The 14,878-nt window shown below is 45.6% G+C and carries 16 protein-coding genes; 5 read left to right on the top strand and 11 right to left on the bottom strand.

The window, feature by feature from the left end; genetic code table 11:
- The first annotated feature begins 60 nt into the window (after positions 1–60).
- Positions 61–1,689, top strand: a complete 1,629-nt coding sequence (locus ACM1ND_RS08055; RefSeq protein ID WP_418027489.1) for an S-layer homology domain-containing protein — start codon at positions 61–63, stop codon at positions 1,687–1,689.
- A gap of 69 nt (positions 1,690–1,758) precedes the next feature.
- Here ACM1ND_RS08055 and ACM1ND_RS08050 read toward each other — a convergent pair whose 3' ends face one another.
- Both ACM1ND_RS08050 and ACM1ND_RS08045 read right to left on the bottom strand, forming a co-directional pair.
- Entirely contained in the window at positions 1,759–3,348 is a 1,590-nt protein-coding gene (locus ACM1ND_RS08050) for an amidohydrolase (protein WP_418027487.1), read from the bottom strand.
- Positions 3,349–3,393: 45 nt separating this feature from the next.
- Positions 3,394–4,092, bottom strand: coding sequence for a 4'-phosphopantetheinyl transferase family protein (locus ACM1ND_RS08045; RefSeq protein ID WP_418027485.1), 699 nt, complete (start codon positions 4,090–4,092; stop codon positions 3,394–3,396).
- A gap of 226 nt (positions 4,093–4,318) precedes the next feature.
- On the opposite strand from ACM1ND_RS08045, the gene ACM1ND_RS08040 reads away from it, so the two are divergent.
- Positions 4,319–5,785 carry an RICIN domain-containing protein gene (locus tag ACM1ND_RS08040; protein ID WP_418027483.1) on the top strand — a complete coding sequence of 489 codons (1,467 nt, stop codon included), beginning with the start codon at positions 4,319–4,321 and terminating at the stop codon, positions 5,783–5,785.
- Between the two features lie 109 nt (positions 5,786–5,894).
- Here ACM1ND_RS08040 and ACM1ND_RS08035 read toward each other — a convergent pair whose 3' ends face one another.
- Together ACM1ND_RS08035 and ACM1ND_RS08030 are read right to left on the bottom strand one after the other, a co-directional pair.
- A complete protein-coding gene (locus tag ACM1ND_RS08035) occupies positions 5,895–6,410 on the bottom strand; it encodes an acyl-CoA thioesterase (protein ID WP_013309488.1) in 516 nt (171 codons plus the stop codon).
- 100 nt (positions 6,411–6,510) lie between these two features.
- Positions 6,511–7,059 (bottom strand): helix-turn-helix domain-containing protein, encoded by a 549-nt coding sequence (locus tag ACM1ND_RS08030; protein WP_023987843.1) that lies wholly within the window; start codon positions 7,057–7,059, stop codon positions 6,511–6,513.
- A 413-nt stretch (positions 7,060–7,472) separates the two neighbouring features.
- Between ACM1ND_RS08030 and ACM1ND_RS08025 the strand changes: the two genes are divergently transcribed.
- Positions 7,473–8,711 carry an MFS transporter gene (locus ACM1ND_RS08025; protein WP_075153979.1) on the top strand — a complete coding sequence of 413 codons (1,239 nt, stop codon included), beginning with the start codon at positions 7,473–7,475 and terminating at the stop codon, positions 8,709–8,711.
- A 73-nt stretch (positions 8,712–8,784) separates the two neighbouring features.
- On the opposite strand, the gene ACM1ND_RS08020 is transcribed toward ACM1ND_RS08025, so the two are convergent.
- Positions 8,785–8,958 carry a hypothetical protein gene (locus tag ACM1ND_RS08020; RefSeq protein WP_160790889.1) on the bottom strand — a complete coding sequence of 58 codons (174 nt, stop codon included), beginning with the start codon at positions 8,956–8,958 and terminating at the stop codon, positions 8,785–8,787.
- A gap of 154 nt (positions 8,959–9,112) precedes the next feature.
- Here ACM1ND_RS08020 and ACM1ND_RS08015 point away from each other — a divergent pair, with 154 nt between their 5' ends.
- Both ACM1ND_RS08015 and ACM1ND_RS08010 read left to right on the top strand, forming a co-directional pair.
- On the top strand, positions 9,113–9,838 hold the full coding sequence (locus ACM1ND_RS08015; protein WP_069080732.1) for an AzlC family ABC transporter permease: 726 nt from the start codon (positions 9,113–9,115) through the stop codon (positions 9,836–9,838).
- The gene (locus ACM1ND_RS08010; protein ID WP_053325053.1) at positions 9,835–10,158 is read left to right on the top strand and encodes an AzlD domain-containing protein; all 324 of its coding nucleotides are present in this window, start codon (positions 9,835–9,837) and stop codon (positions 10,156–10,158) included. Before ACM1ND_RS08015 ends, ACM1ND_RS08010 begins: the two co-directional genes overlap by 4 nt.
- A gap of 44 nt (positions 10,159–10,202) precedes the next feature.
- Here the strand turns inward: ACM1ND_RS08010 and ACM1ND_RS08005 are convergent, their stop codons facing one another.
- The 6 genes from ACM1ND_RS08005 to ACM1ND_RS07980 all read right to left on the bottom strand — a co-directional run bounded on the left by ACM1ND_RS08005 (position 10,203) and on the right by ACM1ND_RS07980 (position 14,723).
- Positions 10,203–10,358: a hypothetical protein gene (locus ACM1ND_RS08005; RefSeq protein WP_155613660.1), complete on the bottom strand. Its 156-nt coding sequence runs from the start codon at positions 10,356–10,358 to the stop codon at positions 10,203–10,205.
- 57 nt (positions 10,359–10,415) lie between these two features.
- On the bottom strand, positions 10,416–11,150 hold the full coding sequence (locus ACM1ND_RS08000) for an ABC transporter permease (protein ID WP_013309463.1): 735 nt from the start codon (positions 11,148–11,150) through the stop codon (positions 10,416–10,418).
- A gap of 14 nt (positions 11,151–11,164) precedes the next feature.
- Entirely contained in the window at positions 11,165–11,872 is a 708-nt protein-coding gene (locus tag ACM1ND_RS07995) for an ABC transporter permease (RefSeq protein ID WP_418027478.1), read from the bottom strand.
- Positions 11,869–12,792: an ABC transporter ATP-binding protein gene (locus ACM1ND_RS07990; protein WP_023987831.1), complete on the bottom strand. Its 924-nt coding sequence runs from the start codon at positions 12,790–12,792 to the stop codon at positions 11,869–11,871. The genes ACM1ND_RS07995 and ACM1ND_RS07990 overlap by 4 nt, the downstream gene beginning before the upstream one ends.
- Positions 12,793–12,936: 144 nt before the next feature.
- Positions 12,937–14,007, bottom strand: a complete 1,071-nt coding sequence (locus tag ACM1ND_RS07985; protein ID WP_418027476.1) for a sensor histidine kinase — start codon at positions 14,005–14,007, stop codon at positions 12,937–12,939.
- Positions 14,004–14,723 (bottom strand): response regulator transcription factor, encoded by a 720-nt coding sequence (locus ACM1ND_RS07980; RefSeq protein WP_023987829.1) that lies wholly within the window; start codon positions 14,721–14,723, stop codon positions 14,004–14,006. The genes ACM1ND_RS07985 and ACM1ND_RS07980 overlap by 4 nt, the downstream gene beginning before the upstream one ends.
- Positions 14,724–14,878: the final 155 nt, after the last annotated feature.

Here is a 14,878-nt window from a genome sequence, read left to right as displayed (position 1 = left end):
TATTCGTCGAGTAACGATATATGAATCTACAATCTATCATAAAAAAGAAGGTTATTTGGTATGAGTTCCAAACGATCACGTTGGTTAACCAGGCTCACCCTTTCAGCAACTGCAGCCATCACAATATTCACAACATTCACTTCATACTTAGCTGCTCCAGCAGCAGCAGCATCCGGCGCTACGTTCCAAGATATTGCACACAGCTATGCCTATCAGTCTATTATTTCCCTGCACGCTAAAGGAATTTTGAACGGTACACAACCTGGTTACTTCTCTCCTAAAAAGGCTGTTACCAGAGCCGAATGGGTTACCGCACTGGACCGTACACTCGGTCTGGAGCCTGTACAAGCAGCCGTTTCCTCCTACCGAGATGTTGCCAAAAAGACGTGGTACTATGGATGGATTGAAGCGGCTTCTCAACTCAATATCGTTCAGGGGGGAACGTCTGCCACATTCCAACCTAATAGTCCTATAACCCGTCAAGAAGCGGCCTTGATGATCGCACGTCTCATCCGTTCTTCGGGCGGATCAGGAAATGCTACTTCCTCCTTCACAGATACTGGGGAAATTGCAGATTGGGCTCTTGATGCGGTAACCACCGTAAATCGTTACGGCTTTATGAAAGGTGAAAGTAACTATTTTCGTCCAGCATCCTCTCTAACCCGCGAAGAAACAGCGGCATTGCTGGAGCGTCTGCTAACGTATTCAACAAAGCATGCTAACCAAACTGCTTCCACGGCTTCTTCCATCCGACTAGGCTGGCAATATGATCAAACCGTTCAGCAGTTTGAAAATACGGTGCTCCAATCCAACATCAACACCCTGTCACCACGTTGGTTTTTTCTAAATGAAACAGGTAGTATAAGCGACTATACCAATGCGTCGCTGCTTACCTGGGCCAAACAGCATCATAAAAATATCTGGGCTATGGTAGGCAACCGTTCCAATCTGGTGCTGACGCACCAAATTCTATCCAGTGAGGTTCTACGGAATAAAACTATAACTCAGCTTGCCAATGCCGTATCTGTATACGGTTTGAACGGACTTGTCATTGATTTTGAAAATGTAGATGGTCAGGATCGTGCCAATTTAACATTGTTCGTCCAACAATTAAAAGCTAAGTTGAAGAGTCAGAATACGGTACTGGCGATTTGTGTATCTCCTGATTATGGAACGGACTGGACTGCCGCCTTTGATTATAAACAGCTTGGCGCTGCGGCAGACTATCTGATCCTGATGGGATATGACGAGCATTGGGGAGGTAGCTCGATCCCCGGCTCTGTGTCCTCATTGCCATGGCTCCGTGAAAGCGTGCGGCGTTTCGTACAAACCACCTATCCGGAGAAAGCGATCTTGGCGTTGCCATTATTTACACGGAACTGGACTCTTAATGCTAGCGGACATTCAATCGCTTCCTCTGATATATCACTAGATCAGCAAAACCAGCTAGTATCCCGTTCCGTTTCCAAACCAATCTGGAATGAGGATATTCAGCAGTATACCGTGTCTTACAAAGACACACAGCTTCATAAGCTTTGGCTTGAGGAAGGACGATCCTTCACTCGTAAGTATCGCTTGGGGCAGGATGCTGGGTTTGCTGGCTTCGCCTACTGGTATCCGGGCGGAGCCAGCTCTGATCTGTGGTCCAGTGTGACAAACGCAGACCGATTCATACAGCGTGGTTTATAAAATAAAAAGCCTTCAACTTCACGTAAAAAGTGAAGTTGAAGGCTTTTTGCATACGTACTTAGCACCAGCCTATGACCGATATGCAACTTTCCCGTTTACAACTGTCATTCGTACCTTAACATCAAGTAAAGCTTGCGGGCTTTCCGATACATCACGGTCAATGACTGTAAAGTCAGCGGCTTTCCCTTCAGCTATCGCCCCTCTTTCATCAGCTTCCCCGGCTGCTACTGCGCTTCCCGTGGTAAACAGACGAATGGCTTCATGTACATCCAGCTTTTCAGCGGGAAGATAGCCCTCATGCATTTCTTCCGGCTTGGCGCGAGTCACTGCCGCATGAATACCAAGAAAAGGGTTTAACGGCTCAATCGGCGCGTCACTACCTCCAGCACATGGAATGCCTGCTTCCAGCAGTTTTTTCCAGGCATATAAATATTCAGTCCGTTCTTTCCCCACCCGATCCAGTACCCAAGGGAAGTCACTTGCGACAAAACGGGGCTGGATGTCCGCAATCAGCGGCAGCTTCGCCATTCTCTTGATCAAATCCCTCCTAAGCACCTGTCCATGGATCAGGCGATCTGGCAAACCGCTTTCCTCCGTGAGCACATGGGCCTCCATCGCTGTCAAAATCATGTGCGCTGCCCCATCCCCTATAGCATGTACAGCCACTGGAAAGCCTGCGGCCCTCGCAGCTGCCACCATCTGATTCAGCTCTGGCTGCGGTTGAATCGCCATTCCGCGGGTATGTGGAGCATCACTATAAGGTTCTGACAATAATGCCGTTCTTCCACCAATAGCGCCATCGGCAAACATTTTAATCGCACCGATTTTAAACCACTCATTTCCGGTACCTGCACGCAGCCCTTGCACTTTCGCTTCTTCCATAAAGGGATGATAGATGAGCTGGTGTGTGCGAAAAGCAAGACCTTCTTCCCTCAGCTCCCTGTAAATTCGCTGCATCGTCTCCACGCTGCCCAAAAAACGTAAATCTTCCGTGTGCGCAGCAGTTAGACCAAGCCGTAGCGCATCCAGGCAAGCCCGCCGAATCGTATCCTTCTTAACCGAATAATCCGGCTCTGGCTGCACGCTAGTAAAGGCAAAGGATGCTTCCTCATAAATCAATCCGTTCAACCGTCCATCTGCGTCTCGTCCATAGGCTCCCGAAGCCGGGTCAGGGGTGTCCTCGCTAATACCCGCACGCCGAAATGCCTCTGAATTGGCCAAGAACGTATGAAAGCACGTACGAGTGAGATATACCGGATGCTGATCTGTAATGGCATCCAGCTCGGCTATACCCGGAATTTCAACAGGAATAAACGCATTTTCATTCCAGTTAAGTCCTAAAATCCACTCTCCCGGCGGTGTTACAGCGACCCGTTTGCGCAGCATAGCCAGCATCTCTTCCTTGGAGGTAGCTGATGTTAAATCCAGCATAGCCAGCTTCATACCATGCATAGACAAATGCATATGTGAATCGGTTAAGCCTGGCAGTACATAGGCGTCTTCCCAATCCACAGTTTCATATTCCTTACCGGTCAACTGCAATTCAAGCTCCCGAGCATATCCGATGGCTTGTATCCGACCCTGCTGTACAACGATGGAGTCTCCTTTGGAAGCCCACTCCCCATGCAACCGGCCGTGCTTGAACAAAACGAATGTCAACGCCACTCAACTCCTTTTTTCAACTATACGCATATCCACTTCATATTACGCCTGTGTTGCCACTTCCAAGCGTAGTGTATTTATATCTATCTGCTGCACCTGCTGGGCAAATTGGTCATGAGCTGCACAGACAGCCATTTTATAATCCTGATCCAGCTCATACTGCTTAAAATGACAATACTCGGTGGTAAAGCCCTTTGTCGTGAAGCCTATGAACGGTTGTGCCTTCAGCTCGAATGAAAAAGACTTCAACGGTAGAGTTAGTCCCTGCCCCTCGGCCTTCACAAAGCTTTCTTTAAGCGTCCATAGATCGTAAAAGTAGGACAATCGGCTGTCTGCGTCCTGACGCATTAACGCATCATACTCTGTGTCCGAAAAGCACACTCTACCTACCTCAAAATCAATAGGACGGAGCTGTTCAATGTCGATTCCAAGCGGGTGATCATCAATAGCGCATACCACCCATTTTCCCGAGTGAGAAACATTAAAATGGAATGCGGGTGCATTTATCAAGGAAGGCTTACCGAACGCATTGTATGTAAATTGAAGACTAGCATTAGATACCTTCAATTGCCGGCAGGCCAACCATCTTAGCAGCACATCGGCATATAAACCCCTCAAAGCATCTTCCCGATGTAAAAAACGATCTAACTTGTGCTGCTTTTCCAGCGAAACCCGATTTACCAGTAATTCGTAATGCTCCTCAGCTTCCGGCTTGCTCGTATCAATCGCGTATATTTTCATGGTTGCCTCCTGTATATCTAATGAATATCAGCCAGTTTGTAACACTCACCGTTCGATGAAGTCTGTTAGATATGGATGGCGTGTGCCGTGTACATGGTCAATATACTACTCTAGCACTTTCAATTCAATATGGATACAATTGGGATAAGCATCTCTATTAAAACTACTTCATAGAGCCTATTAATGAAAGCGCTTTAAAATAACGCATGCAGAGGAGGACGAAACAATGAAATATGATTTTGCCCGCTTGCTGTGTATTATGCTCTCTATTTTGCTGACGTTGAGCATTTTTCAGATGTTTTCACCTAAGGTCGCTTCAGCCGCTTCAGCGAATGTTGTAAATGGCATTCAGTTTAAAGATACAGATGGAAACGTGGTCCATGCCCATGGGGGTGGTATGATTAAAGTAGACGGTTACTATTATTGGTTTGGTGAAAATCGTAATCCCAACGGCACGTTCAAGGCGGTATCCGCCTACCGTTCCTCTGATTTAAAAAACTGGGAGTTTCGTAAAAATGTACTGACCAGCAGCTCCGCTGTGGAGCTGAATGTTTCGAATATTGAACGTCCGAAAGTGATTTACAATGAAAAAACACGTAAATACGTATTATGGATGCATAAGGAGAATGGGGTTAATTACAACGAGGCCCGAGTGGCTGTTGCTTCTTCCGATACCGTGGACGGCGATTACACGTATCAGGGCAGCTTCCGTCCTCTGGATCACGATTCGCGCGATATGACCGTATACAACGATAACGGTACAGCTTACCTCATTTCGGCTACCCGGGTAAATGCGGATCTGAACATCTATCGTCTGACACCGGATTTTCTGCAAGTTGAATCGCTGGTGACTACACTTTGGCCAGGACAATATCGTGAAGCTCCGGCGATGTTCAAAAAAGGAGACGTCTACTTCCTGATTACATCCGGGGCAACCGGCTGGAATCCCAATCAAGCCAAGTATGCTACCGCATCCAGCATTGAAGGAACCTGGAGTAATACGATAAACTTCGGGGACGGTACGACATATGGTTCACAGTCGGCTTACGTGATTCCTGTTGAAGGTGCCCAGACAACTTCATACCTGTATTTGGGCGACCGTTGGGCGGGTGCGTGGAGCGGTCCTGTGCAGGATTCTCAATATGTATGGCTGCCACTGCGTTTTCCAACAGCGACTTCATTAGTCATGGATTGGTTCGACAGCATTAATATTGACACCGCCAGTGGTGTGGTCGAGGGGATAACAACGCCAATTGCCATTGATCCGGATGCCTATTATCAGCTAGTGAATCGCAAGAGCAATAAGCCACTAAGCATTATTGGCAATGCAACGACGGACGGCGCAGACCTGGAGCAGCGTGCAAATTCCGGAGCTGCAAACCAGCAATGGCAGCTCAAGGATGCAGGCAGCGGATATTATAAAATTGTGAACCGCAACAGCGGAAAGCTAATTGGTGTTGAAAGCGGTACCACAACAGACGGTACAGTTATTGAGCAGTGGAGTGACGGAGGCTGGTCCAGTCAGCATTGGCAATTAGTATCCGTAACCGGTGGTTATTACAAGCTGAAAAATCGGGCAACCGGCAAGCTGATCGATATTTCTGAAGGCGCCACCGCCGATGGAGCCAAAGCCATTCAATGGGGCGATAATGGTGGGACGAATCAGCATTTCCGTGTAGTTAAGGTAGAATAGCTCAAGTTATTTTCAAAAGGAGCCGTATTCCGAGCAGATCATGGTGACTGCTAACGGAAAAGACGGCTCCTTTTTACGTAAAACGATGAAATTGATAATCTCTAGTACGTTACAGTTCCCACGGATAATCTGTTGTCAAAAAACTAGCCAGCTGCTTACTTTCTTCTCTCCGCTGACGCCGTATGGCTGCGCGTGATGGAGCCGTCTGGTGCAATTGTAACTGCTCTTCTGTTTCTGGAATCACCTGCGGGACGGTCACTTTACGGTTGTTCTCGTCCAATGCCACAAAGGTCAGGAAGGCGGTGGCTGCGATTTTCCGGTCGCCAGTCATCAGTCCTTCACGAATTACCTTTACGAACACCTCCATCGAGCTACGGCCTGTCCAGGTTACGAACGCTTCTAGCGTGACAGAATCACTCGGATGGATAGGTAGCAAAAAATCCACCGAATCCGTAGAGGCTGTAACTGTGTTCGTACGACACAGCTTAGCAGCTGCAATAGATGCGATATCGTCGATATACGACATCAATCGTCCGCCGAAGAGCGTGTTATGATTGTTGATATCGTTGGGAAATACTCGGGACGTCTTGAAGCAGTAGGTTTCTCGGATGTACTTGCTTTCCATGGGTTCTTTCCTCTCTTTTCCTTGTGGCTCTCTTTTTATATCTCATGATTTTGCAAAATCATGATGTGGAAGCCTGTTTTAGACTATGCTAATCATCCCACTAATCCGCATAATAAATCAATACATAAAAATCGGCATCCTCATCCGAATCATTCCGGTAGGTATGTATGTCAGATACTTGAAATTGCACGGCATCCCCTGCACTCAGCTTGAGCTGTTGCCCCTGCATTTCAAAGTACATTTCCCCACGGATCATGAGAATCGTTTCCTCTCCCAAATGCTTCTCTGCCTGGTGTGTAAAACCTGGCTTCAGACTTACCGTGAACACCTCAAACTTCTTTTCAGCGTGATACGGGAATACAGGGTAAACAAAATAATTACCGTCCTCATCAATAACCGGATGCAGGTCTTCCCTCCGAATCTTCGTGATTTGCGGCGGGTCTTCTTTAAGAAAGGTGGAGAAGGATACGTGCAAACCGTTCGCAATTTTCCAAAGGGTTGTTACCGTAGGATTGGATTTCCCCTTCTCAATCTGAGCCAGCATCCCCTTGCTGACCCCTGTCAGTTCAGCCACCTTATCCAAACTTAATCCTCTAGTCTTCCTGATTTGAGCCAAATTAGAGCCAATAATATGCTGCATTGAATCCACGGACGTTGCCTCCTTGTATCCAAAAGTCTATATAAGAAGAATACACAAAAGACTGTGTGTTCGCTATATATAGACTGTATCGTAAAATATCATTTATCTTTTGCAATTTTGGATGCATGACTTATTATCCACAGTAAATTAAGTGTAGCCGATCAAGGTAATACAAAGCTTAAACGGGAAGTAGACATGCTACAATTTACTGTAATTGTAATATGGTCAGGTTCCTCGCTTACTTCAACATGCAATAAAAACATTTGACATTGAATATAAATGTCCTTAAACTTTTCACTTATTAAAACTTTTTTCAAAACTATTGTAATATCCTGAAGGAGGGCTGCTATCCTATGACTTTTCCGTCCCTGAACACCCAACAGGTGAGAAAATCAAGTTTGGCTATCTAGGAGGGACTAAATTTGAATCTGCAAACCCGCAAGTCCCGCCACATGTATACGATGCAGCTGGCGACAATTTTTATTGGCTTTATTGTATTTGGCATCTCGGAAAATATTAAAGGCCCTGCCATTCCACGCATCCAATTCGACTTCAATCTGGATGAACAGCAGCTCGGAACATTGTTGTCTCTAAACGCACTTGGTTATTTGATTGCCTGCTCGTTCACCGCTGTCCTTGTCCGTAAGTGGGGAATCAAGGCGGTCAGCATCATTTCCTTTGCTTCCATGATCATCTCGGGAGTGTTCATCTATCTGTCGCACACGTATCCGTTCTTCGCCTCGTCCTACTTCTTGATGTATATCGGGAACGGCATGCTGGAGATTGCGCTCGCAATTTTGGGGGCGAGGATTTTTGTGAAAAATACCGGCACGATGATGAATTTGTCCCACTTTTTCTATGGGCTCAGCTCAACAGTCGCCCCTTTGCTGGCGACGGGAGTCATGTCACTGACGGTATTTGGACATATGCTGGACTGGCGGGGGATGTATCTGGCTATGTTGTCGCTCTGCTTGCTGCCGATTGTGGCCGCACTGCTCAGCACCTTCCCGGGAGACGATTTGCAGCATGAGGATCGAACCTCACTCAAGACGCTAACCCGCGATCCAGCACTCTGGATGATGGTAATGATCCTGTCGTTTGGAGTAGTCTCTGAGCTCGCAGTTGGGGGCTGGCTGGTCAACTTTTTAGAGAAAGCGTATTCATGGAACACGGTGAAGGCGTCCAGCATGCTCTCAGCGTTCTTTCTTACCTTCTCGTTGGGGCGCCTGTTGCTTGGTCCACTCACAGACCGGATGGGGTTCGTGCTTTCGACGATTCTATTCTCCGCCTTCTCAGCGATATGTACGTTCGCAGCAATCGCGGGTGGAGAGAGACTGGCGTTTCTCTTTGCCGTATCGGGTGCAGGTATTGCAATGATCTATCCGACCGTGATGGCGTTCATAGCAAGGAGATATCCGAAGGACAGTGATACAGCTATTACGTTCGTCGTCACGCTGATGGGCATAGGTAGTGTCATTGGCAACTATGTGATCGGCTGGGTAATCGAAGGGGTCAAGATAGTCTACGGCGCAACCACTGAGCTTGGCATACTGCGCGGACTTCAGGCGGGATATGGAGTTATCGGTCTATGCGCAGCCATCTGCGCGATCTCGGGAATTATTCTCTACGGATATCTGAAAAAGCGGCAGGAGCTTATATAAATCACCACCTTAGGGTTGTCCCATAAGTCATGAACTGACTGGGACGCCCTTTTTTTACGAGTTCCCCATTCAGTCAAAACAGCCCTTGTATGAACACATCCGAGCTGCTTTGATTCATCATCAGTTCTTGCTCATTTTCCATTTCGAAGAGCTCATCGGGAGCACATTTGAACACCACTTTTGGATGACTGGCTGCTGCCAAATCGTCTGGAACCGGAACACGACCGAACCTTTTTGGTAAGTACATAGCCTTCATTGGGTTGTCAACAGTAAAACAGCTTTTTAAGAGCAATTCTCCTGCAGGAACTATTCAACATAACATACAAACGTATAATATATTGATACTTTACAACTTACGTTATATACTATTATAAAATTTATACACTGGGGGTAAGGTTAAAATGTCCATAGCTTCGGAGTTGAGCGGAACGAAGCACGATTCACTCAGCTTTTTACAAGGGGTTAAAGATTGTATTCCTACATTGCTCGGTTATGTATGTATTGGGTTCGCGGCAGGCATTGTGGGCGCTTCATCAGGGGTTAGCACCATGGAAATTGCCTTCATGTCGGCGCTTGTATACGCAGGAGCCTCCCAGTTTATCATGTGCTCGATGCTGGCTGCAGCCAGTCCTCCATCCGTCATTATTTTAACGACTTTCATTGTGAATGCTCGTCATCTGCTGTTAAGTGCGTCGCTGGCTCCTTACTTTTCTAAATATTCATTGTGGAAAAACATAGGCATCGGTGTTCTTTTGACGGACGAATCCTTTGGAGTAGCGTCGGATAAATTGGCTAAAGGCGGGCAGGTCAGTGACCGCTGGATGAACGGGCTTAATATTACAGCTTATCTCGCCTGGATTGCATCCTGTGTAGCGGGAGGGGTTCTCGGGAACTGGATTTCCCGGCCGGAGGCTTTTGGTCTGGACTTTGCCTTGCCAGCGATGTTTCTTGCCCTGCTCATTTCCCAGCTCCAAAGTGTCCAGACCTCCAAACTCAAGCATCGTCTGCTGCTTGTGCTATGTATGGCTGTTCTGATGTACCTTTTGGCCTGGTGGGTACCATCACATATCGCCGTCATTGTAGCGACCATGATCACCGCAACGATTGGAGTGTTAACTGACAAATGAACATTAATCCCAATGTCCTGTATATCATAATCGGTGCCATGCTTGTCACGGCGATTCCAAGGATCATTCCCTTTGTCGTGCTGCAAAGGCTGGCGCTACCCAAGCCAGTGCTACAATGGCTTTCCTATATTCCCATCTGCATATTCACGGCCCTCGTGATGGAAAATCTGCTCGTTCGAACCGAAACCTCAGTCACTCTTAATGGACAAGTGCTTATGGCTGTCTTTCCTACGCTAGTGACCGCCTTGTGGAGCAAAAACCTGCTGGCTACCGTCGTTGTCGGTATTGTGAGTATGGCTGTAATTCGACTTTTGTGGTGAAGAAAAAAATTACCCTCCTACAATAGGAGGGCATCTGTCCTTTCTTAGGCTCCACCTGTCGTCCTTACTAACGAGGGCGACAGATCTCCTTCCTCAAAACCACGTTCTCGTTGTGAAAGATACGAGGAGGCTTGCAGCCTAAACATTTCTGCATACACTCCGTCTATATCCATTAAGTGTTCATGGCTACCTGCTTCCACAATTTTGCCCTCCTCCATTAAAATAATGGTTGGGATTACATCCTCATGCTATCCTAACTACAACCAGTCCCTATTCACAAACATCTTTCTTCCACCATACAGATAGGCTAAAAACGTAAAAATGACAATCAGTCCGAGACTGTAAGGCTCAACTCTGGGTGCATAAGTCGCTGTTTGCGGCATCATAATATAATAAGGAATCGTAAAAGGAAACCACGCACCTATGGAAGAGTGAAAGCCTGTTATGACAATATTAGGAACCACACAACAAATGGACATTCCTAGAGAAGCTCCAAAATTCCGAATTTTTATCGAGAGCATAAGCTGTAGTGCTGCCAGGGGAAAAATCCCGAGCCACCCTCCCAAACCGGTAGAAAGAACGACAGACCAAGGGATTTCTCCTGGAGCACCTGCTATATTTCCACTTACAAAATAGCCTACTATAAATATAAGCTGATCCAGACCCAGTATGAGAATGAGCAATATATATTTTGCATAATAAATTTGCTGACGAGGATACGGGCTGCTTAATAAAATCTTCCATCCCCCATCCCGATGCTCGTACGCACACAAAAGAGAAGCAATAATTCCACAATAGAGCGGATAAAAAAACATAGAGTGAAATTGCGCTGAATAAGTATATAAAGTTAACCAACTGGGTGAAAAAAACTGCTTCAAATCATTCAGTTCCAGGACTCCCATTAAAGAATTTATGATCGCATCCAATATAATGAGAATCCAAACCATGATCCATTGAAGCTTTATTGTCTCCACGCGTAAAATAGAGCCCATGTATCTTTTCCTCTCTATTTGAATTCATGCTTGGTAAACTGTAGTGTACCAAGTCCCGTAAAGATGACTCCTGCACTTAAAGCAACGATCACCCAAATCATGTGTTCCTTCATCAGAGGACTTGATAATGCAGGGTACGACCAAGGCAATATTTTAATCCACAGAATACTTGTGCGTGCCAAAAACAAGCTTGCAATTGAACCGAATATACCAAACGCTAATGGGAATGCCTGATTAGTGAAAAGCGTAGACAGCCAAAGTTGAATTGCAAGTACTGGTAGGGTAGCCAAGCTTGCATTAATCGGCTGTAACAACATGAACCGCCAAGGAATGGGTTCGTTTGTATATAACACCCAGATGAGGCTCATACCTGCTACAGTGATCAAGGCGGTACCCAACTGCAGAATCACAATCCATACGATTTTGGATAAATAGATATAACTTCTGGGAACAGGCATGGCCATAAGCTGCTTCCATGTTTGAGTATCATGCTCTGTACCGGCCATAATACTCGCCAAAAGTGTACCGCCAAGCAGCATCACAAACGAAAGGAACATAAACATAACGGCAAAACCAGCGTAGACACCTCCCGGTCCTTGCCGAAAGTAAAGATACCATTCCACAGCAGTCATGCCTGTAAGTACACACCCCTGTATAAGAGGAATCCACCAGCATATTTTCTTCAGCTTAAGCCCCTCTGCCTTTATAACCCGGAGTATCATAAGCTTCGCTCCTTACCTGTCAGTTCCAGGAATATCTCCTCCAATGTTTTTTTCTTCTCTGTGACCCGATAAATGGGATGATTGTGTTCCACAAGCACCTTGATCATCTCCGAAGATTGTTGCCGATCTACAATAGGAGTCACGACCTCATTTTGTTCAATCGATTCAGCCCCGGCCGTCCACCCATGCTGAATCAGTGCACCGGCAGCCAGAACAGGATCTGGGGTTTCAATGAATAATTGAGGCTTGCTTTTGGCGGTGAGTTCCTTCATCGTTCCCTGGAAGATCATTTCACCCTGATTAATAATTCCTACATAGGTTGCAATCTGCTCAATTTCGCTTAATAAATGGCTCGAAACCAGTACCGTCATTCCGTAAGCGCCAGGGAGGCTCATAATTAACTCCCGAATTTCCTGAATACCAGACGGGTCCAAACCATTCGTCGGTTCATCAAGTATCAATAATTTGGGGTTGGCAATAAGCGCCATAGCAATCCCCAGTCTTTGTCGCATCCCCAAGGAATATCCCTTTACCGGACGATACGCATCCTTGGTTAATCTCACTAAATCCAGCACTTCATGAATTCTTCGGGTCGGCAGTCCACGCATGGTTGTAACGATTTCTAAATTTCGATATGCGGATAAATGGGCATAATAGGCAGGTGATTCAACCAAGGAACCAATATCCTTCAATATTTCCATACGCTGATCCTTCAGCTTTTTCCCGAAAATCTCAATTTCCCCGGATGTGGATTTAATCAGCCCAAGTAGCATACGAATCGTGGTTGTTTTACCCGCTCCATTAGGTCCTAAAAATCCATAAATCTGCTGTCCGGGTACCTGGAGATTTATTCGTTTTACAAATTCCCGTTTTCCAAAACGCCTAGTTAGCTGCTGTGTATGTATTACATATTCAGACATTTCCTGATCTCCTCTCGACTTCTAATGCTGAAGCTTAAGTTACATACAGTTTACTGAAGTAAAGTAAACATCAGGTAAACAGTCCCTAAACAACAGGCAAAAAAACCGAGCAAACTGCAAAATGTGAGATCAAATGTTAAAAAGTTAGATGTTTAGCGGCAGTGAAATCTCCATCCTAGTACCCGCTTTACTGCCTGAAAGGATATGAAGCGTTCCGTTATGCGCCTCAATAAAGCTTTTGGCAATAGGTATTCCATGCCCTTGGGAATGAGATACCTGCATGTACTCATTGGAATTCATTCCTATTCCGTCGTCTTCGATAGAAATATGAAGCTTATCGTTCGCTTTGCTTACTTCCATGGAAACGTGTGTACCTGGAGGATTATGAATGATAGCATTAATCAAAAAATTCTGCAGCGCTCTGCCTAATAATTTACTATCGAAGGGCATAATACATGCCGCGTCCATTGACGTAAAAGAAAATTCGTATTGCTCGGCTGAAGGATGGTTAGCGATATCTATGACTGTACTACGGAGAAACTCCACAATGTCCTCCTTCTCCAATTGGATTGGCAATGGACCTTCCTTAAGCTGCATAGAAGCATTCAAATCCTGAATCAACTGCTTCATTTCCGTCACTTTCTCACTGATACCCATACTAAAGCTTCTTCTTTCTTCATCAGACCAGTCATACTCTTGAGCAGTCAGCATGACCGCATATCCTTCAATATAAGATAATGGTGTTTTCAGATCATGGCTTACACCTGCTACCCACTGCTGTTTTCGTTTCTCTATTTCCACTCTCTCTTCCTCATTGCTGCGCAATTGGGCCGATAAGATGTTCATTTGTTCAAAAACTTCTTTATACAATTGATACGGAGGTTTATAACTATTTTTCTGATTTTTTTTGCCCTCTGGCAGTTCCAGTTCACTTAGCGGCGCTTGGAATTCCCCTGTCGCAATATTTCCAATCCATTTAATTACATACACCAAAGGTTTGCCTATATACCATCCGTAGGCAGCTATGAACACAACACTCTGCACGATACCAAGTCCTGTCCAGAATAGATCAATATTTATATTTTGAGATGCTCCAAATATACTTTTTATAAAAATATATAAGATCGTGCAAATAACAAAACATAGAACATAGGCCAGTACAAAGCATAATGTTACTTTCATAAAACGAAAGGACATCTTAACTAGAGAGTTCATTCTTGCTCCTCCATCTTGACTGACATCATTTTATAACCAAGTCCTCTTACATTGATTAAAAATTGCGGGTGCTTGGGATCAGGTTCTATTTTTTTCCGCAAACGGGAGATATGAATCACTACGGTCTTCTCATCACCCAAGAAGGCCTCGCTCCATATCGCCTCATAAAGCTGCCGTACACTGAAAATACGGTTAGGATGCTTGCACAGAAATACCAGCAGTAGCCATTCACGTGCCGGACAATCGACCTGCTTGTCCTCCACATACAATACACCGGATTCCAGTTCCAGACGAAAATATCCAAAATCTAAAGTGCGTAAGGTCGGTTTCATGGCCACTGTCGAAACTTTCCGATATTTCATTCGAGCTTTCATACGCGCAACGACTTCCAGCGGGTTAAACGGTTTGGTAATATAATCGTCCCCTCCGATACCAAACCCCATTAATTTGTCTAGGTCTGTATCTCTTGCCGTCAAAAAAAGAATAGGGGCATCCGTATATAGACGCATTTGACGACACACCTCAAACCCATCGTTATCAGGCAGCATAACATCAAGTACAATCACATCCACATGAGATTCCATCACGACTTGCAGCGCTTCCCGACCCGTTGCAGCATGCTTGACTTGAAGGAATCCTTCTTTTTTTAACACCGTTGTCAGCATATCCCGCAACCCCTGCTCATCGTCTACTATAAGTACTGCAATTTCTTCCATAACCCAAGGTTCTCCATTCTTTTTTTACATTTTTTACTTTCATTATAAAAGCAAACGGGCAGAATTTAAATCGAGTTCCATCACATATCGTTCATCCCCGTGAATATACTTAATAACCAACAAGGCCAAACTGTGCCGTGTATCCACTTGGGGGG

The sequence above is a fragment of the Paenibacillus sp. JJ1722 genome, assembly GCF_048282685.1.
Classification (GTDB): domain Bacteria; phylum Bacillota; class Bacilli; order Paenibacillales; family Paenibacillaceae; genus Paenibacillus; species Paenibacillus polymyxa_B.
This window is presented reverse-complemented; position numbering and strand designations above follow the sequence as displayed.